The organism is Photorhabdus kleinii, assembly GCF_025384885.1.
Classification (GTDB): Bacteria; Pseudomonadota; Gammaproteobacteria; order Enterobacterales; family Enterobacteriaceae; genus Photorhabdus; species Photorhabdus kayaii.
The window spans coordinates 1-20,642 of sequence record NZ_JAJAFY010000036.1 but is presented as its reverse complement, the minus strand read 5'-3'; the positions used below and the strand labels follow the sequence as shown (position 1 = coordinate 20,642).

Genomic DNA, 20,642 nt, shown 5'->3' with positions numbered 1-20,642 from the left:
GTTATTGTCTATACCCAATGGATTTCAAGATGCATCGCGACGGCAAGGGAGCGAATCCCCGGGAGCATAGGTAACTATGTGACCGGGGTGAGTGAGTGCAGCCAACAAAGAGGCAACTTGAAAGATGACGGGTATATACTAAAGAGTCCTATTTGTCACTTGCATACGCAAGTGACATTTTTATGTTCTGTTACTTCAAAGTGTTATTTTGAGAGGAAAGATATGCTAGAAGTGTCACAAATAGTAACCTATACAGCGGCACTGACTGTTGCTGCGGCGATACCAGGCCCAGGAATGGCAGCATTGGTTGCCAGAAGTGTGAGTAATGGCGCGTTAGCGGGATTTAGTGTGTTGTTTGGCCTGATTATTGGTGATCTCACTTATTTGTCCTTTGCTGTTTTTGGCTTGTCCATTATCGCGAGCAGCTTTGACACTTTATTCGTTGTGGTGAGGTGGGGTGCCGCCTTATATTTGGGTTATTTGGCGTGGCAGTTTTGGTTTGCCGATCATCAATCCATTGGCGAAGACCAACCCATTAAGAAAAAGGAGTTGGCTGCGGCCTGGTTATCTGGCCTCACTCTAACGTTAAGCAACCCTAAAACCATTGCCTTCTATCTCGCTCTATTACCTTTGGTAATTAACATGGAATCTATCTCGTTGCAAAACTGGGGGCTCATGTTAGTACCACTGACGGTTTTTGTCTTATTCAGCGTAGGCGCGGTATTTATTCTCGGTGCTCTCAGTATTCGACATCTGTTATCAAGCCAACGGGCACAACGGATTTTATTTAAAGGTGCGGCTATCATTATGTTCGTAACCGCTGTAACTATGCTGTTCAAAGGCGATTAAAAAAGTTTAATTTCTTACTATTTCCACGGTTTTATTGAACAAGAATCCGCCCTGGAAAACCATTCTTGCCAATAAATCGTGGATACACCATAAATTAAAGACATAACTCGTCCCCGGAAACCATCGCACACACTTACTCATTGGAAATTGATAGATTTCAGATCAATCAGGCTGTGGACTTTCATCCCCCATCATTTGTTGCTCAATAGATGAATGGTCACCTTATGTCCATGAAAATGGATTGATTATTATCTAAATGGCATATGGAAATGAAAAAACCCCATGCAAGAAGATGCATAGGGTCATTATTTGGCGGAAGGATAGAGATTCGAACTCTAGGATGGTTTCCCATCGGCGGTTTTCAAGACCGCTGCCTTCGACCGCTCGGCCATCCTTCCATGGCGCGAGATTATGCGCCTAACATGATAATATGTCTAGTCTCTATCGTAAAAATTCTGTGATTTTTTTACTATTCGCTCAATCCTCAATCTATAATATCCTTTTCAGCCCTGATCCTGCTAAAATTAGCCTAAATAGATCGAATCACAAGATTCACCAATTTAACGAGCTCGCTAAACAGCCAAGCAATTATTAAGGCTTTTACTCAACGAATGTATAACAAACAATTTTCTATTAATTCATCGACCATAAACCGTTACTACGGTCTGTTCATTATTCTGCTTTTTGTTTCCCTGTTTTTATACAGCTATAACTACTTCAATGCCTGGCTAATGGGGAAAAAATATGCGCTAAATAGTGTCGCAACCAAAATAGTATTACAGATAGAAGATTATCGTTACCACGCTAATTCTATCTTTAAACAAGCCAATAGCTCATCTTTTAAACCACCAGAACTCGTCACACCGATGAAGCTACGACCTGATGTTTACTGGCTTGAGAATAGTTATCAAACTATCGACACGATTATTTTTGGTCACCACAACACTGCAAGTGTAGAGTTGGCACAGCGCCTTTCCAACTATATGGAGATTTTGTGGGGCACCCGCAATGAATACAACTCCATGTACTACCTGAATGGTAAAGATAACAGTCTGTTTCTGATAACCACTCACTCTATTCTTAAACCAGAATTGAGGTTTAAAGAAAGTTATCTAACATTGACTGCCGAATCAAAACGTTCAGAAATGCTGATGCAATCCACCGCGTTAGATGAACGGGAAAATATTTCATCAATCCGTAAGTTAAATGGCGAAAATATCCATTTTTATACTTATCGGGCGACGTTCAATTCACCGGGTCAATTGGCAACAGTTATCGCTTTTGATTTGCCTATTTGTCATCTTCTTCCTATGGATATGGCAGCGGCCAACTTCAGTCTATTGTTGGATGACGAGCAACCCCCTAATGAAATTAATAAAGTCAATATTTCACAAAATGGTTTCTGGCTCGAATTTTCCCAATCGCTTAAAGGTACGCAATACAAACTGCTGTATCGGATATCACTCAAAGATTTGCTAATCGATTTGTTATACAGAAACATCTGGTTGTTACTGGCTGATTCAGTATTTATTATCCTGTCCTTAGGTGGGCTTATTTACATTCGTAGAAAATATATCGCGCCAAATGCCCTGATGAGTCACCAGCTACAAATCAAGGATGCGTTAAGTCACGATATTATCTCCAATATTCCGATTGGCTTATTGATTTATGATTTCTCAGTAAATCAGATAATTATGTGCAATAATATCGCCGATCATCTGTTGCCGAATGTCGATTTAAATAAAATTAAGATGATGGCAAAGCAACATCATGGTGTCATCCAAACCTCAATTGATGATTCAGTCTATGAAATTAACATGTACAGCATTCGCCTGTTGCCAGAAACTTATCTGTTTTTACTGCAAGATAAAGATCAGGAAGCATTAATTAGCCGGCGTCTACAACTTGCCCATTTGGAACACGATAAGAGTGTACAAGCTCGGCGTTTTATGTTGACCAACATTCGTTCTGAATTACAACAACCAATAAAGGAATTAGATCATATCGCTTACCAACTGAAACAAATTCTTATAGAAGAAAATAGTGTTCGTATCGTCGATAATTTATTAACTAAATCTGAATATATATCCGACTGGATCGAGAATATTTCATTACTCAATGAATTAGAATCAGGTGAATGGCAAGCAAAAAATGAATCATTTTCATTATCAGTCATTTTAGAAGATATTATTAAAAAAGTGTTTCCTAAGATGAATAATAAAGGATTGAATTATTATTATCATTGTAATATTAATCCTGAATCACTATTTATTGGCGATAATACTGCCATCAGTAAGATCGTCCTGATGTTAGTCAATTATGCAATCACGCTCACATCTTATGGCAAAATATCTCTCATCGTTAATTATTCTCAGGAATACAAAGAACAAATTCAAATCGAAATTATAGATACAGGAACCGGACTTAATTCAACAGATTTAACAAACTTGAATTATCCATTTTTAAGCAAAGCCACAGGTGATAAATATCAATCCAATTCAGGACTGACCTTTTATCTATGTAACCAATTATGTAGAAAATTAAATGGTCATTTTACTATAAACAGCAAACCCAGCCTGGGTACGCGCTATGCTATCAGTCTGCCCTTAATAATCGGCCAAGACCAATGCCCGCCGCTCCTGGAAGACATTACTGCCTTGCTGGATATCAGCAATACGGAGATCCGTAAGATCGTGCAAAATCATCTGCATCATTATGGCGCTGTTTACTTCGATAAAAAGCCAGAAAATATGGATCGAGAATACGATATCATGTTGACGGATAAACCCTACGATTCGGCAAAATCGACTATATTACTGGTTGATAATCTGGCCAGCTTTGAGCAGATAAAACCTGACTATATTCGATGTAACTACAATCTGAGTGAAGCGGTTATCAATGCCATTTCGTTATTAATTGAGAGAAGTTTCAGTTTTAACGAATTCACTGCAAATTTAGAAATGTCAGCATTTAACGATGAAAGCAGCGATTACGATTTTGGCAATGTTATAAATAGTTATCAAAAACAGCTAACTGATAGCGATTACCGACAATTATTTGTCGAGACAGTACCGATAGATATTAATAAGCTGTATACTGATATAGAACAATATGATCTGATATCGCTTTCGCAAACAGCACATCGCCTGAAAGGCGTCTTTGCTATGTTAGACCTAGAACTCCTCAAACTTTCTTGCGAAACACTGGAACAACACATAACAGACAGTAATGAAATAGAGATTAAGAATAGCATTGGCCGTATTGAATCCTTCACCAAAAGGCTATTGCAGCAGGGTAACTAATAAGATGAATAACCTTAACGTCATTATTGCTGATGACCATCCGATTGTCCTGTTTGGCATCCGCAAATCACTTGAGCGGCTTGAATGGATCAACGTCGTCGCTGAGTCTGAAGACTCGACCACATTGATCAACAATCTGTCCTGTATTAAAGCAAACGTACTGATCACGGATCTGTCCATGCCTGGGGACATATACGGCGATGGGATCAATTTGATTAAATACATCAAACGCCATTATCCCAGGCTATCCATCATTGTTCTAACCATGAACAATAATCCAGCAATTTTAAGTGCTGTACTCGAACTTGATATTGAAGGCATTGTCTTAAAACAAGGAGCACCAACAGATTTACCTGATGTATTAACGGCCCTGAAACAAGGGGAAAAATTTATGCCAGAAAGCGTTTCTGAACTGTTGAAAAAAGTGACGAAAACCCCCTATGGCGATAAACCGTTATCACAAAAAGAGAGTGAAGTTATACGTCTATTTGCCCAAGGCTTTTTGGTAACAGACATTGCCAAAAAACTTAAACGCAGTGTCAAGACTATCAGCAGTCAGAAAAAATCGGCTATGGTAAAACTGGGGGTAAATAACGATATTGCATTACTCAATTATCTTGCTTCTGTCACTATCGGTACGAACAATCACGTTCAGTAAATATCGTTCGTTATTTTAACCTGAAAGTCGTCCTGATGCCCGGTAACTATTTGTTTGTACCGGGCATTATTTTATAAATCATCGTTTCAAATCATTTTCGTCAGTGTCTGTCTGAGAGTCACCAGAGAAACCGGTTTAGACAAACAATCATCCATTCCTGCATCAATACAGCGTTGTTTTTCTTCTGCCAGTGCATTTGCCGTAATACCAATAATCGGCAGCTTACACCCATCATTCCGTAAATACATTGTTAACGCATAACCATCCATATTGGGCATATTGACATCCGTCAGAACAATATCAATCCCCCCGTTCTTCAAATATTCCAACGCATCTAATCCATCATTTGCCACCGCTGTTTGAAAACCAATGGATTTCAACTGATCGGCCAATAAACGGCGGTTGATAGGATGATCATCTACCACCAGAACCACAATAGTATTAAACCGGGTGTTTGCCTGAAAAACAGGTGCGGCGGTATTCAATACCACATTATGATTCGGCGAAATCAGCCGCTCAATCATTACCGACAAATCATGTAAATGGTAAGTGTTATGTAACCAATAGTTTTCTCTGATTTGTTCCGGTGAGCCAATATAGTCCGTCGATAATTCAATATAAGCGTATACAGGGGAAATAACCGCATCAGGAAAATCGCTGATAACAATTTCACTACCCTCTGTGTTTTGCTCACTGTATAAAACAGTGTGTAAACCATGATGAACCAGAAAACGCTGTAAAAACTCCTCCAGATAAAGATTACGTATAGCCAAGATGATTTTTCGCTGATACTCATTTATTAACTGAGTTTTTGGCCTATATTTCGCACCATATAAAGGTAAACGAATAGAAAACATACTTCCTACCTGTGGTTGTGAAATGACTTCAATATCACCATCCATCAGATTGATCAGTTTTTCACAAATCGCCAGACCAAGCCCTGTTCCCTGAGATGAACTTTCCGTATTTGGCATAATCTGAAAAAATGGATCAAACAACTGAATAAGCGCTTTATCAGAGATACCGACGCCAGTGTCCTTTATTCTGACGTATAAGTAATCTCTATCAACTGTCACATGGATAATCACACATCCGGTATCAGTGAATTTAATCGCATTATTTAATAGATTAGATATAACTTGTTGTAATCGAACCGGATCATTGCAGATATAATCTGGAACATCCGGTTCAATATAGCAATACAAGGTCAACGGCTTTTTCACTACTAGCGGTAAATAGTTAGAAATAACATGAGAGATAACTTCCTGACAGGAAAATTCTCTAGACTCAATTTTAAGCTGTTTAGATTCAATCTTTGAAAAGTCGAGAATATCACTGATGATTTTTAGCAACAGCGCTGAGGAGTTGTTCATCGTTGATAACAAACGGACAGATTCAGCAGGCAATGAATGTGCTTGTAATAACTCCAGGTTGCCAATAATACCGTAAAGCGGCGTTCTCAACTCGTGACTGACGGTAGCCAAAAACATAGATTTAGAATAGTTAGCCTGTTCTGATGCCAACGCCATTTCCTGTAATGATTTTTCCATCCGCACACGGACACTAATATCAACCAAGACACAAATTGCCACCTCTTCATTCCTGTAGCGGGAATGAACAAAACTGATTTGCAAATGATGATGATTACTGGTTACAACATCAACATAACTGCTGGTTCTGTCACAAATAATATGAATAATCCGTTCCCGATCTTCGTGCGTTAGCATTCTCAAATAATTATGTGCCAACTCATTACTCAGAATACTACTGCCATCACTGACCCGCAATATACTGATCCCAACCGGCGCTGAAGCCACAATTTTATGATTAAATTGCTCATGCTCTTCCAGGCGAATGGCATTCTCTTCAGCCGGAACAAACATTTTCCGTTCAAACAGATACACCAAGATAATGATGACAAAGGCAGATAATACATTAAGCACAAAACTGCTAATAATCTGTAGCTTAAAACCTTCAAAAATAGTTTTCAGTGGCAGTGCATAAATGATACTGAATGAAGATGGCATTAACCGACGTTTTAACAGTAAATCAGTAAAATTATCATCATAGCCAAAATAAGGCGCTTCCAACTGATAATCAGCATAATGAAGTTTATAGTCATCATTTACTGGATAATGCAACACCGGTTGATTACTGCGATTCAATAACGTTATTGAAACTGGGCGGTCTTGTCTCTGAATAAAAGAGTCCAATCTGATGAATTGTTCAATGCCTATCATAGCAACCATCTCACCATTGACATATACCGGAGCCAACACGTAGAGATGGCCGCTATCAGATCTTGCACCCGGTATAACCCAATAAATATTTCGTTCTTTACCTTGCTCTTTCAGGCTGATAAGCCTACGTGAATTTTCATAAACTATTTTTTTCAACGTATCGGGTTCAGTCGTGGTATTACGGATAGAAAAATTCACCATACACATACTTTGTGTGCCCACCAGAAAAACCTGATTCAACCCTTGAGGCGCAGCAAGATTATCTTTCCAATAGAAGATAAGGTTATTCAACGAATTTAAATAACTATGAGTATTGTTGCGAAAAGTACGACAGTCAGCGCTTTGGTTCAAAGGATGGTAAGAAAACGCCGGGCTATTATGTGGAAAATCAAAAATAGCATTTTTTCCATTAGAATTCAGTAAATGCTTCTCTGTCATATATTGGATATCCCGCAGAACACTTGCTGTATGACGCACATAAGAGAGTGTGGAATCATAATTAGCATTGTATTCTTGCCGAATATCTGACTTGACTTCATTAAAGATATTAACCAGGTAAAAAGCTGTTAATAAAGCGCCTAACGCCCACAACATTAAGCCAAGCACCCGGAAAAGATAACGGGATATTTTCAGCGATGTACGAAAAGAAGAAAGATATCTCAAAAGGTTACCTGATAAAAACCAGCATCATTCAACGTCATTAATGACAAGATATACCAGAACTTAAAGATTAAAAAGGCCCATCTGTTGCATATTTCGATATTAAAAAAACAGGCACCGAAGTACCTGTTTCTTAATTAAGTAAAAAATATCTTCACTTAAACCGGATCAACTGACTCGCTGCTGTTAGCATCAGGTAAATCAGTACTATCACTTTTCACTTCTTCCCCTTCTACTGCCAGCCCATCTTCATCATCGTCATCATCTTCGGGCTCAGCAACCCGCTGTAAGCCGACAACTTTCTCATCTTCAGCGGTACGAATAAGTGTTACGCCTTGAGTATTCCGGCCAACAACACTGACTTCCGACACCCTTGTTCGTACTAATGTGCCAGCATCCGTAATCATCATTATTTGATCGGTTGGTTCAACCTGAATTGCCCCGATCACATTACCATTACGTTCGCTGACTTTAATCGAGATAACCCCCTGTGTTGCACGGGATTTAATTGGATACTCGTTTTCAGCGGTACGTTTACCATAACCGTTTTCAGTGACCGTTAGAATTTCTCCTTCTCCACGCGGGATAATCAGAGAAACAACTTTATCTTTACCATTTAGTTTAATACCACGTACACCGGTAGCGGTACGCCCCATTGAACGAACCGCTTCCTCTTCAAAACGAACAACTTTCCCTTCCGCGGAGAACAACATAACTTCGTTATTACCGTCAGTCAGGTCAACGCCGATCAGCTCATCACCTTCATTGAGATTAACGGCGAGAATACCCGCACTGCGCGGACGGCTGAAATCTTGCAACGCGGTTTTCTTCACGGTCCCACTGGCAGTAGCCATAAAGACATACAGCCCTTCTTCATATTCACGCACCGGCAGAATCGCCGTAATTCTCTCATTTTGCTCTAACGGCAACAGGTTAACAATCGGACGACCGCGTGCGCCACGACTAGCCTCCGGTAATTGATAAACCTTCATCCAGTACAGGCGGCCACGGCTGGAGAAGCAGAGGATCGTATCGTGAGTATTGGCAACCAACAACTTGTCAATAAAATCTTCTTCTTTAATACGCGCTGCGGATTTACCTTTACCACCACGGCGCTGCGCTTCATAGTCAGACAATGGTTGATATTTGACATACCCTTGATGTGACAAGGTGACAACAACATCTTCCTGATTAATCAAATCTTCAATATTGATATCAGCCGTATTTTCCGTGATTTCAGTACGGCGGGCATCACTGTATTGCGCCTTAATTGCCAACAACTCTTCACGGATCACCTCCATCAAACGCTCAGGATTTTCTAGAATGAATAGCAACTCGCCGATTAATGTCAGCAATTCACGATATTCATCCAGCAGTTTTTCATGCTCCAAGCCGGTCAGTTTCTGCAAACGCAGATCCAGAATGGCTTGAGCCTGTTGTTCGGTCAGATAATATTTACCGTCATGCACACCATATTGTGGTTCCAGCCATTCAGGGCGGGCGGCATCATCACCGGCACGTTCCAACATGGCAGCAACACTACCTAATTCCCACGGCTTAGCAACCAATGCAGCTTTTGCCTCGGCTGGTGTCGGAGCAAGACGGATAAGTTCGATGATAGGATCAATATTCGCCAGTGCCACGGCCAATGCTTCAAGAATATGGGCACGTTCACGGGCTTTACGTAATTCAAAGATGGTACGACGAGTGACCACTTCACGGCGGTGGCATACGAAGGCCGAAATAATATCTTTCAGATTCAGCAGCTTCGGCTGCCCCTGATGCAGGGCCACCATGTTGATACCAAAAGAAACCTGGAGTTGAGTCAAAGAATAGAGGTTATTCAGAACCACTTCCCCCACCGCATCCCGTTTCACTTCAATCACAATCCGCATGCCGTCTTTATCAGATTCGTCACGAAGTGCACTAACCCCTTCGATGCGTTTTTCTTTCACCAATTCGGCAATTTTTTCAATCAGACGGGCTTTATTGACCTGATAAGGAATCTCGTGCACTAAAATAGTTTCACGACCATTCTTCTCATCCACTTCAATTTCCGCACGGGCACGGATATAAATTTTACCGCGACCAGTACGATAAGCCTCCTGAATACCGCGACGACCATTAATAATCGCAGCAGTAGGGAAATCTGGGCCAGGAATATACTGCATCAGCCCTTCAATGCTGATATTTTCATCTTCAATATAAGCCAGACAACCATCAATAACTTCGGACAAGTTATGAGGAGGAATGTTAGTTGCCATACCCACTGCGATACCGGAAGAACCGTTGATCAGCAGGTTTGGTACTTTCGTTGGCATCACTTCCGGGATCTGTTCTGTACCATCATAGTTCGGCACAAAATCGACAGTCTCTTTTTCCAGATCCGCTAACAGTTCATGGGCAACTTTCGCCATACGCACTTCGGTGTAACGCATAGCGGCGGCTGAGTCACCATCAACTGACCCAAAGTTACCCTGACCATCAACCAACATATAGCGCAAGGAAAATGGCTGAGCCATACGAACAATCGTGTCGTAGACTGCACTATCCCCATGTGGGTGGTACTTACCGATGACGTCCCCGACAACACGGGCAGACTTTTTGTAGGGTTTATTCCAATCATTTCCCAGTACACTCATGGCATAAAGTACGCGACGGTGTACCGGCTTTAGTCCGTCTCGAACATCTGGTAGTGCGCGCCCGACAATAACAGACATCGCATAATCCAAATACGAGCTTTTCAGCTCTTCTTCGATATTGACCGGGGTGATTTCTCTGGCAATGTCGCTCATGGAGCCCACTATCCCTCATACATTCCGAATTCAAAGGTTTAGAACTATACCACACCCCAACAGTTTTATAAAAATCAGATACGGGTATTTAAAAATTAAGCCGTGTATACTATCTCAGAACTGAGTGAATCCGCCTGTTTAAAGAAAGTTTAAGGAGCAACAACCGCTGATGAACATCAAAACCCCTTCCACCCCAAACAATGTTGATCAACAGGAAATAGAAAAATTTGAAGCGATTGCTTCTCGCTGGTGGGATTTGGAAGGTGAATTTCAGCCACTGCACCGGATTAACCCACTACGCCTGAATTATATTTTGCAGCGTTCTGGCGGCATTTTCGGTAAAAAAGTGTTAGATGTGGGCTGTGGCGGCGGTATTTTGTCAGAAAGTATGGCCCGTGAAGGGGCTGATGTGACCGGGCTGGATATGGGTACGGAACCACTTCAAGTTGCCAGACTACACGCCCTTGAAACAGGTATCTCCGTGACCTATGTACAGGAAACAGTAGAAAGCCACGCCGAAAAATATCCACAAGCTTATGATATCGTCACCTGTATGGAAATGCTGGAGCATGTCCCAGATCCACAATCGGTCGTTCAGGCTTGTGCTCAGTTAGTGAAACCCGGCGGACACGTCTTTTTCTCTACCATTAACCGCAACAAAAAAGCCTGGCTTATGGCAATAATCGGCGCGGAATACATTCTAAAAATGGTACCGAAGGGAACTCATGATGCGAAAAAATTTATCCGGCCATCAGAATTGATAGGCTGGATTGACAGAACACCCCTACGGGAAAAGCATATTATCGGCCTGCATTACAACCCGTTAACAGATAAATTTAGCCTTGGTCACAATGTAGACGTCAATTATATGTTACACACCCAGTATGTCTGACATGTTTATCTGACAGATTAATAAAGCGGCAAATAAATCACATTTTCAGGAATTTTTTTACCCATTTTTGCCGATGTTTCTGTCAGAGCAACCGCTAGTAATGATGCAGGCTTCCGGCTTTTTAATAAATTTTAGTCCTCAAGTTATCCACAAGAATCCGCATTTTTGTGCACTTGATAAAAGCTGCTTTTAACATTATCTTGTTGTCATTATTTAGTGTACCCCCTACATATTGTGTTCCTTAACATTCCATTACCACTACTCTCTCGTGGGTTTCTTCGCCACTGAGAGGGTTATGTTTTGGTCTAAGTCAAAGACACAAAGCAGGTGGGAGCGAATCTGAAAGTAAATGTAAGGTATGCCTGTCCATGAACCATAGTCTGCTAGTAACAAAGCGTGATGGCCACAAAGAACGAATTGACCTTGATAAAATCCACCGGGTTGTTAACTGGGCAGCCGATGGACTGAAAAATGTCTCGGTATCACAAGTAGAACTGCGTTCTCAAATCCAATTTTACGATGGCATCAAAACCTCAGATATTCATGAGACGATGATCAAAGCTTCCGCTGATCTTATCTCCGGTGATGCACCTGACTATCAGTATCTGGCCGCCCGCTTGGCAATTTTCAACCTGCGTAAAAAAGCTTACGGTCAATTCGAGCCACCCGCACTCTATGACCATGTATCCCGTATGGTGAAAATGGGCAAATATGGCAAGCACTTGCTTACAGACTACTCGAAAGAAGAATTCGAGCAAATGAACGAATTTATTGACCATTGGCGTGATATGAACTTTTCTTACGCGGCGGTCAAACAGCTTGAAGGTAAATACCTGGTTCAGAATCGCGTTACCGGTGAAATTTATGAAAGTGCCCAATTCCTCTATATTCTGGTCGCGGCTTGCCTATTCTCCGGTTATCCGAAAGAGACACGTCTGGACTATATTCGCCGTTTTTACGACGCAACTTCCACATTTAAGATTTCTCTGCCTACCCCGATCATGGCAGGTGTACGCACCCCGACTCGTCAATTCAGCTCCTGTGTGTTGATTGAATGTGATGATAGCCTAGATTCCATTAATGCGACTTCCAGCGCGATTGTAAAATATGTTTCTCAACGTGCTGGTATTGGTATCAATGCAGGCCGTATTCGTGCACTGGGAAGCCCAATCCGTAATGGTGAAGCCTTCCATACCGGCTGTATTCCTTTTTATAAACATTTCCAGACCGCGGTCAAATCCTGCTCTCAGGGGGGCGTTCGTGGCGGCGCCGCGACACTGTTCTATCCATTATGGCATCTGGAAGTTGAAAGCCTGCTGGTACTGAAAAACAACCGTGGCGTTGAAGGAAACCGTGTTCGTCACATGGACTATGGCGTACAACTTAACAAACTGATGTACGAGCGCCTGATCAAAGGTGAAGAGATTACCCTGTTCAGTCCATCCGATGTTCCAGGGCTATATAATGCATTCTTTGCCGATCAGGATGAATTTGAGCGCTTGTACACCAAATATGAGCAGGACAGTAATATCCGCCAGCAACGTCTGAAAGCGGTTGATCTCTTCTCCCTGATGATGCAAGAGCGTGCTTCTACCGGCCGTATCTATATTCAGAACGTAGATCACTGCAACACCCACAGCCCATTTGATCCTTTAGTCGCCCCGGTGCGCCAATCAAACCTGTGTCTGGAAATTGCACTGCCAACCAAGCCATTGAATGATATCAATGATAAAAATGGTGAAATCGCACTGTGTACCTTGTCCGCATTCAACTTAGGGGTAATTGAAAATCTTGATGAGCTGGAAGAACTGGCTACTCTGGCGGTCCGTGCCCTTGATGCCCTGCTTGATTATCAGGACTACCCTATCCTTGCCGCCAAACAAGGGGCAATGGGTCGCCGTACATTAGGCATTGGTGTCATCAACTATGCTTACTATCTGGCGAAACACGGTGTACGTTACTCAGATGGCAGCGCTAACAACCTGACTCACAAAACATTTGAAGCTATCCAGTATTACCTGTTGAAAGCCTCTAATGAACTGGCGAAAGAACAAGGCGCTTGCCCGTGGTTTAAAGAAACCACCTATTCTAAAGGTATCCTACCTATCGATACCTATAAAAAAGCGCTGGATACATTGACCAATGAACCGCTGCACTATGACTGGGAAGCATTGCGCAACGATATCAAACAATATGGTCTGCGCAATTCCACATTATCTTCTTTGATGCCGTCAGAGACCTCTTCCCAGATCTCTAACGCCACCAACGGCATTGAACCGCCTCGTGGTTATATCAGCATCAAAGCATCAAAAGATGGCATTTTGCGCCAGGTTGTGCCGGAATATGAGCGTCTGAAAAGCGCTTACGAACTCTTGTGGCAAATGCCGGGCAATGATGGCTACTTGCAGTTGGTTGGTATCATGCAGAAATTTATCGATCAATCGATCTCTGCCAATACCAACTACGATCCAACACATTTCCCGAGTGGAAAAGTGCCGATGAATCAACTGCTGAAAGATTTGCTGCTCGCTTACAAATATGGTGTGAAAACACTGTATTACCACAATACCCGTGATGGTGCGGAAGACATTCAGGATGACCTGGAAGAAGTCGTGGAATCTGCTGATTCCGATTGTGAAGGCGGCGCGTGTAAGATTTAATTTGAGGAAGTTATGGCCTATACCACTTTTTCACAAGTCAAAAACGATCAGTTACAGGAACCAATGTTTTTTGGTCAGCCAGTAAACGTAGCCCGTTATGACCAACAAAAGTATCCGATTTTCGAGAAATTGATCGAAAAACAGCTCTCTTTCTTCTGGCGCCCGGAAGAAGTCGATGTGTCTCGCGATCGCATTGATTACAATGCGCTGCCGGACCATGAAAAGCATATTTTTATCAGTAACTTAAAATATCAAACGCTGCTGGACTCTATTCAGGGCCGCAGCCCGAACGTGGCTTTTCTGCCCTTGATCTCCATCCCTGAGCTGGAAACCTGGGTTGAAACTTGGTCTTTTTCTGAAACGATTCATTCACGTTCTTACACTCACATCATCAGGAATATCGTTAACGATCCGGCGGTTGTGTTTGATGATATTGTCACCAACGAAGAGATTCTGAAACGGGCGAAAGATATTTCCGCTTATTACGATGATCTGATTGAGATGACTAATCACTACCAACTATTTGGTGAAGGAACACATCAGATTGCCGGTAAAACCATCACGGTAAGTCTGCGTGAACTGAAAAAGCAACTGTATCTGTGCCTGATGAGCGTTAACGCGCTGGAAGCGATCCGCTTCTACGTCAGCTTTGCCTGTTCATTTGCCTTTGCTGAACGCGAATTGATGGAAGGTAACGCGAAAATCATCAAATTGATCGCTCGCGACGAAGCACTACATCTGACCGGCACACAACATATGCTGAATCTGTTGCGCTCCGGTCAGGACGACCCGGAAATGGCAGAAATTGCCAAAGAGTGTGAACAACAGTGCTATGACCTGTTCGTTCAAGCGGCGGAACAAGAAAAAGAGTGGGCAGATTACCTGTTCAGCGAAGGTTCCATGATTGGCTTGAACAAAGATATTCTGTGTCAATATGTTGAGTACATTACTAACATCCGCATGCAGGCTGTCGGGCTGAAACTGCCATTTGAAACGCGTTCTAACCCGATTCCGTGGATTAACGCCTGGCTGGTGTCTGATAACGTTCAAGTCGCGCCGCAAGAAGTTGAAGTCAGCTCATATCTGGTTGGTCAGATTGATGCTGAAGTTAACCCTGACGACCTGAGTGATTTTGAACTCTGATGACAAGCTATAAAGTAACCCTGCATGGTATGCAGGGTTATCATATCTACAGCTCTCCCAAGCTACATAACAGTCTGCTAGAGGCACTGGAACAAGGTAGAGTTCAAGCTGAATACCAGTGCCGCGAAGGTTATTGCGGTTCCTGCCGTGTCAAATTGATAAAAGGCAAAGTCGGCTATCGACGCAAACCTCTGGCTTTTGTTAATGAAGGCGAGATCTTACCCTGCTGCTGTCATCCACTTAGTGATATTGAGATTGAGCTTTAGTAATTAAAATTGGTCTTCTTGGTGGGCAGATAATAGTGATTATTTGCTCATTATTACACGCACCAAGAACGTAAACCCATAAGTAATAACAACTATGTTATTAGCCCTTCCAAGGGTTAATAACAGTAAGCCCGGCAGCTTCAAAGGGTGATGTGTCACGGGTTGCAACAATCAGCCCATTCGCCTCTGCAATAGCCGCAATATACCCGTCAGCCTTCCCAATGGCTTTCCCCTCGCTCTTCGCTCGCGCCATAATATCGGCATAAGCTTCCGAAGCGGCCGCATCGAATGGCAAGATACGGCCGGTAAATAAAGGGACAACACTCCGCTCCAGGTTTCTATGCAGGGTATCTTTGCGCTTACCATTGGACAGCGCTGCAACCCCAAAGCGCAACTCAGCCAAGCTGATCGCGGACAGGTAAAGCGTCTCGACATTCTGTGCATCTATCCAGGCAACCACAGCGGGGTGGCCGCTGAGCCGCAGCGGCTCGGAAATCACGTTCATATCTAGCAGTATCATTCAAAACTCATCGGCTCGGCAGGTGTCTTATCACGCTCGATCTCAAGATCGACGCCCCCCGCCTCGCGGCCGATTTTTGCCAGCAAGGAACCCAGCTTGATGCGCCCCGCCGGTTGTACGGCGTTTTCCAGAATAAACCGGATTTCAGCCTCAGCACTACGACCGTGTGTGGCTGCGCGTACCCGCAAAGCACGATGCACTTCGTCCGGTACATTTCTGACAGTAATGGATGGCATAGATTCATTTCCTCATTTAGCATGCATTGCAAGCAATATATATTACTGCAATCATGACTGCAAGCATGTGGGATAGAGCGAGAGTTAATTGCATTCAATCAAAGTCCATTAGCAAAGAGTTGAAAAGAAATCAGCACGCAAAAGAATATTATTCGAATAACAGAGATTTAAGCGTTTTCTTGCCATTACTTTATGAAGCAAATCATAAAAAATAATACAATAGAAAAATGGATAAAACGGTTAATGTGGTAGGGTTTAAGCCCTGAAAAAGCTTAATTATCGGAAAAAACATAAAGGAGTATCTTTATATCATCAAGATATTTACTGACTGATTTATCCCCTTCATCTTTTAAGTTGCTACTTTGTTGGTTGCTTTCACTTGCCACCATGCTGTAATTTGAAATCTAATTGGGCATAGATGTGAACCCACATGTCACTTTGGTATAATAGATTATAAGAAATACGATGAAGATGATATTAACTCACTTGATTCAAAAGTAAGAAACATGTTATATAATCATATATTGGAACGAAAAAAATGGGATAAATCAGAATTTTACTATAATCTCCATCAAGATTTTATTAGGAAAGAATTTAATATAAACATATTGAGAAAATAAGATGCAAAAAACAATAAAATGGGGCATTATTGGTTGTGGTGATGTTACTGAAGTAAAAATCGGCCCTGCTTTTTATAAATTAGATAACTCTGAATTGGTTGCAGTAATGCGACGCAATGCTAATTTAGCCGAGGACTTTGCCAAGAGGCATAATGTGCCTAAATGGTATTCTGATGCTAATTCACTTATTAATGACAAAGACATTGATGCAGTATATATTGCAACACCACCCTCTACACATAAAGAATATACCATTTTAGCGGCTGAAGCTGGTAAAGCAATATATGTAGAAAAACCTATGGCATTAACATTTGAAGAATGTAATGAAATGATCGCTACCTGCCAGTCTCAAAATGTCCCTTTATTTGTAGCTTATTATAGGAGAGCATTGCCAAGATTCTTAAAGATCAAAGAATTAATTGAGTCAGGTGCTATAGGAACACCAAGAATTGTAAGTTGTATACTTTACAGAGAGATAGAGCAATGTTACCAAGATCCTCATCATTTACCTTGGGTCGTTAATCCAGAAATTTCCGGTGGTGGATTATTTGTTGATTTAGCATGCCATACTCTTGATATATTAGACTTTCTTTTAGGGAAGATTATTTCTGTCAAAGGACATGCAAATTCTCAAGGGAATGCTTATCCTGCGGAAGATTGCGTATCAATGTCATTTATGTTTGAAAATAATATTCAAGGTGTGGGTATCTGGAATTTTGCATCGAACTCTAGAGGAGATAATGTTGAAATAATTGGTACTAAAGGAAAAATATCTTTCTCCACATTTGGAAATTCGGCCATTTCATATTATGACGAAAATAGTAAATTACGCCAATTTAATATTGACAATCCAAAACATATAGAAATGCCATTAATTAATACTATCATTAATGAATTGCAAGGAAAGGGATTTTGCCCATCAACAGGAGAATCAGGCTCACGAACCAGTTGGGTAATAGACCAAGTATTAAAAGAGTATAGAATGAAGAATTATTGACAATATAAAAATGAATAAATCTGTTTTTATGGGGAAATAAAAAATAAACATATATGAGCTCATTAAAAATATCGGAAGTTAATAAATGACCTAAAAGCCTTTATTAACTTCTTTTTAATTAGTTTGAACGTTTTTCTATTTAGTTATAATTTCGTCTTCGATATTATTGGTAGGCTGTATAATTCATGAGAGGTATTTAGACTGGAAATGATAACAAATTTGCCTGTTACTTCTTGAATTTATTATCTGTAGTAACGAAAAAACCGTATATCCATCTAAGATAAAACCAGATTGACATATTCTAGCCAATAGAATTAAAGAAATTATTAATGTCTTCTTTCGATAACTCTTTTATTAGGATACTAATGATATTTTCATCATTATCCAGTCCCAACCATAAAGAATTATTACATTTAACCCAACTTGATAATTTACATTTCTCTTTTATCATCAACATAATAGCCTCCTGATAAACATCTACTTTAATCACATAATTAAATTCATCAATAAAACGATGGCTGAAATTATTACTTTCAATAAATTTCCACGGACTCATATCAACTATAGGAAAACCACATTTACTTTCATATGATTCAATAAGATAATCATCTGCATATTGAATAAAATCTGGATTAATTATAACCAAAGTAATCGCTGCTATTCTGCCATCGCTAGGTAAAATAGCAAACTCTAATAAACTTTTCTTATTATCACCAATTCTCCAATACAAAGGGGTTTCGTTTATATTATCAACCAATTGGATATTAATAGGTATATAATCATCAATACTTATGGTTACTTCCTGAATGTTTACTAATTTTAATATTTTTATCATGATTTATCCAACTCATGTTTCAATACCGGAAAAAACAAACCGCTTTTTTATCCTAAGATATAAATTTCCATTATAGCTATTTGATATAGATAATCACAGTTATCAGTACCGAATATAAATAGAATTTTATATCAATCATAATGGCCCCCTATCTACTCATGGCCCCGGCCAGATTAATTTCTCTTTTAAATTTTCAGGGATAATACTAACATTTTTATATATACTTCATTTTTTTTCATTTACATACCTCATTAATATCAAGCATCATTTTTTACTAGTAATGGTTTTACGCCTACCGGAGTATTCTTAGTTTGCGTCTACAAACCGTTTTATAAAAGTTTTTCTATATACAATAAGTCACCAGTTTTACGATATATTTCCTAGGCTGCTACCATACGATGATTTCCTTCCGCTATTTAATTCTTTTTTGCTTATGGCCGCTTGTAGGATTGCGTTTAATCCCTGAGCGGCAGCACTGGCTCTGGCATACCCCAACCTATAATCCACACGGTGTACCCTGATGAAAAGTCAGGCGCCAATTATGTTCATTAGAAAATACCCAAATTGATGACCTCAGTGCTGCATGACCACCATCCTGATTGTGAGTTCTGTAAAGTAAAATAACGCACATTTCTTCCACTATCGTCAGCCGGAAGTCAGAACTTACGATGCAATTAGTACTATTTTCAGCTATCAGGGCGTCAATCGTTTCACTGCGGCCGACTAAGTGACCTGAGCGAGTTATTTCGAGAAAATCAGGATGCAGGATTTTCTCAAGCCATGCTCTGTCATACCGCCGGACACCGTGAAGACTGCATTCCAGAGATGTTATTGTTTCAAGAAGCATATATATCCTCCTGCATGGATATAGAAACTCGGATTTACACCAAAAGGTGACATTTTAAATTTGGAATAACAAGGCATTTTTCTGGTGATTATGCTAACCGTCATGACGCATCAAAAGCACTAACCTAGTGTCAATGCTTTTAGAGCAAGGTTTGGTATTATCCGCTATTCCCATGGTATTCACCTCTTCTTGGATAATGCATCAAGAAGCGCCATACTTAATTGCTCGTCATTTGTATTTGGGGGCAATAAATAGTGGCCTCCCTGTAGATCAAAACTGAGCATTCGATAATCAGAAAAGATCTCAATGAGGTAAAAATCTCTATTAAATACGCATCCGGCATTTTTCCATCGTTTAAAAATCTCACTCATTATTTCACCTCCGTGATTTTACTCATTCAATAATTATTTAGATTCTTCTGAGATAATTAGCGGACACATAATAACTATTATGCGTCCATCTTAATTAACTCTATGAATCAAAGATCATGATCAATTTAGTACAAAAACAACTGTTCTTTTATCGTCAAACATAACTCCTACAACGTGAAAAAGCCAATCGTAATGCCGCACCAACTTCCTCAGGGGAACTGTCTGCCGGAATGATGACATAATCTGACTCGACAATACCTTGCCCTGTCCAAAGTTCAAGTTTCTCATGACCATAGGGTTTAATAGTTATGACACCATCTAACAAACGAATATTACAACTGTTCATCTTTTTGAATAATTGACGTTTTGAACGATAACCATAAGATCCCATCATCTCTGTGATCCAATTTTTATATTGTTTGTCATTTGCATCATGATCAAAATAATTCCCATACTCACCAAGTGGAATTATCCTACTTTTTGATAAAGCATCAAATACAGCATTTCCCAACTCTTGATCAGATACAACTGGCTGTAATAGGTGTTTACTTCCTAAGGGATCTACCCCTAATAAACCGTTGCCTGAATAGGTTTGTATTGAATAAAAATCACCATTAAATTTAGCTTCGGCATTCAACCCTTGGTCAGGATACTTATTCATTATTTCACCACTGTAATTTTAGCGGTAAAGCTCATTAAATAATGCTTTAAACCTTTTTGAAATAATTAGCGGACACATAATAGCTATTAT

16 protein-coding genes and 1 tRNA gene are annotated in these 20,642 nt (G+C 40.6%); 8 read left to right on the top strand and 9 right to left on the bottom strand.

The genetic code is table 11. The features are described 5' to 3' along the window. Window positions 1-222: 222 nt before the first annotated feature. Window positions 223-849: a LysE family translocator gene (locus LG003_RS16145; RefSeq protein WP_112877540.1), complete on the top strand. Its 627-nt coding sequence runs from the start codon at window positions 223-225 to the stop codon at window positions 847-849. 310 nt (window positions 850-1,159) lie between these two features. Here the strand turns inward: LG003_RS16145 and LG003_RS16140 are convergent. Further along, window positions 1,160-1,247, bottom strand: a tRNA-Ser gene (locus tag LG003_RS16140). A gap of 213 nt (window positions 1,248-1,460) precedes the next feature. On the opposite strand from LG003_RS16140, the gene rcsD reads away from it, so the two are divergent. After that, window positions 1,461-4,151, top strand: a complete 2,691-nt coding sequence (rcsD, locus tag LG003_RS16135) for a phosphotransferase RcsD (protein ID WP_112877542.1) — start codon at window positions 1,461-1,463, stop codon at window positions 4,149-4,151. A gap of 4 nt (window positions 4,152-4,155) precedes the next feature. Next, complete coding sequence (gene rcsB / locus LG003_RS16130) at window positions 4,156-4,809, top strand: response regulator transcription factor RcsB (protein ID WP_112877544.1); 654 nt, start codon at window positions 4,156-4,158, stop codon at window positions 4,807-4,809. Window positions 4,810-4,895: 86 nt separating this feature from the next. Here rcsB and rcsC read toward each other — a convergent pair whose 3' ends face one another. Together rcsC and gyrA are read right to left on the bottom strand one after the other, a co-directional pair. After that, window positions 4,896-7,712, bottom strand: a complete 2,817-nt coding sequence (gene rcsC, locus LG003_RS16125) for a two-component system sensor histidine kinase RcsC (protein WP_112877546.1) — start codon at window positions 7,710-7,712, stop codon at window positions 4,896-4,898. Window positions 7,713-7,867: 155 nt separating this feature from the next. Continuing rightward, window positions 7,868-10,504 carry a DNA topoisomerase (ATP-hydrolyzing) subunit A gene (gyrA, locus tag LG003_RS16120; protein WP_262981158.1) on the bottom strand — a complete coding sequence of 879 codons (2,637 nt, stop codon included), beginning with the start codon at window positions 10,502-10,504 and terminating at the stop codon, window positions 7,868-7,870. Window positions 10,505-10,673: 169 nt separating this feature from the next. On the opposite strand from gyrA, the gene ubiG reads away from it, so the two are divergent. The 4 genes from ubiG to yfaE all read left to right on the top strand — a co-directional run bounded on the left by ubiG (window position 10,674) and on the right by yfaE (window position 15,465). After that, window positions 10,674-11,396, top strand: coding sequence for a bifunctional 2-polyprenyl-6-hydroxyphenol methylase/3-demethylubiquinol 3-O-methyltransferase UbiG (ubiG, locus tag LG003_RS16115; RefSeq protein ID WP_112877549.1), 723 nt, complete (start codon window positions 10,674-10,676; stop codon window positions 11,394-11,396). A 368-nt stretch (window positions 11,397-11,764) separates the two neighbouring features. Then, on the top strand, window positions 11,765-14,056 hold the full coding sequence (gene nrdA / locus LG003_RS16110; RefSeq protein WP_112877551.1) for a class 1a ribonucleoside-diphosphate reductase subunit alpha: 2,292 nt from the start codon (window positions 11,765-11,767) through the stop codon (window positions 14,054-14,056). A 12-nt stretch (window positions 14,057-14,068) separates the two neighbouring features. Beyond that, on the top strand, window positions 14,069-15,199 hold the full coding sequence (nrdB, locus tag LG003_RS16105) for a class Ia ribonucleoside-diphosphate reductase subunit beta (protein ID WP_036781046.1): 1,131 nt from the start codon (window positions 14,069-14,071) through the stop codon (window positions 15,197-15,199). Continuing rightward, the gene (gene yfaE, locus LG003_RS16100; RefSeq protein ID WP_036811868.1) at window positions 15,199-15,465 is read left to right on the top strand and encodes a class I ribonucleotide reductase maintenance protein YfaE; all 267 of its coding nucleotides are present in this window, start codon (window positions 15,199-15,201) and stop codon (window positions 15,463-15,465) included. The genes nrdB and yfaE overlap by 1 nt, the downstream gene beginning before the upstream one ends. A 100-nt stretch (window positions 15,466-15,565) precedes the next feature. Here the strand turns inward: yfaE and LG003_RS16095 are convergent, their stop codons facing one another. Both LG003_RS16095 and LG003_RS16090 read right to left on the bottom strand, forming a co-directional pair. Further along, window positions 15,566-15,970 carry a type II toxin-antitoxin system VapC family toxin gene (locus LG003_RS16095; RefSeq protein ID WP_315903392.1) on the bottom strand — a complete coding sequence of 135 codons (405 nt, stop codon included), beginning with the start codon at window positions 15,968-15,970 and terminating at the stop codon, window positions 15,566-15,568. An 11-nt stretch (window positions 15,971-15,981) separates the two neighbouring features. Next, on the bottom strand, window positions 15,982-16,221 hold the full coding sequence (locus LG003_RS16090; protein WP_036848206.1) for a FitA-like ribbon-helix-helix domain-containing protein: 240 nt from the start codon (window positions 16,219-16,221) through the stop codon (window positions 15,982-15,984). 621 nt (window positions 16,222-16,842) lie between these two features. On the opposite strand from LG003_RS16090, the gene LG003_RS16085 reads away from it, so the two are divergent. Further along, window positions 16,843-17,838: a Gfo/Idh/MocA family protein gene (locus LG003_RS16085; RefSeq protein ID WP_112877555.1), complete on the top strand. Its 996-nt coding sequence runs from the start codon at window positions 16,843-16,845 to the stop codon at window positions 17,836-17,838. Window positions 17,839-18,139: 301 nt separating this feature from the next. Here LG003_RS16085 and LG003_RS16080 read toward each other — a convergent pair whose 3' ends face one another. From LG003_RS16080 to LG003_RS16065, 4 genes are all read right to left on the bottom strand, one after another. Then, on the bottom strand, window positions 18,140-18,673 hold the full coding sequence (locus LG003_RS16080; RefSeq protein ID WP_262981156.1) for a hypothetical protein: 534 nt from the start codon (window positions 18,671-18,673) through the stop codon (window positions 18,140-18,142). A 496-nt stretch (window positions 18,674-19,169) separates the two neighbouring features. Further along, window positions 19,170-19,520 carry a nuclear transport factor 2 family protein gene (locus tag LG003_RS16075; RefSeq protein WP_262981155.1) on the bottom strand — a complete coding sequence of 117 codons (351 nt, stop codon included), beginning with the start codon at window positions 19,518-19,520 and terminating at the stop codon, window positions 19,170-19,172. Between the two features lie 179 nt (window positions 19,521-19,699). After that, window positions 19,700-19,891, bottom strand: a complete 192-nt coding sequence (locus tag LG003_RS16070) for a contact-dependent growth inhibition system immunity protein (RefSeq protein ID WP_112877561.1) — start codon at window positions 19,889-19,891, stop codon at window positions 19,700-19,702. A gap of 154 nt (window positions 19,892-20,045) precedes the next feature. Further along, window positions 20,046-20,552, bottom strand: a complete 507-nt coding sequence (locus LG003_RS16065) for a contact-dependent growth inhibition system immunity protein (RefSeq protein ID WP_262981154.1) — start codon at window positions 20,550-20,552, stop codon at window positions 20,046-20,048. Window positions 20,553-20,642: the final 90 nt, after the last annotated feature.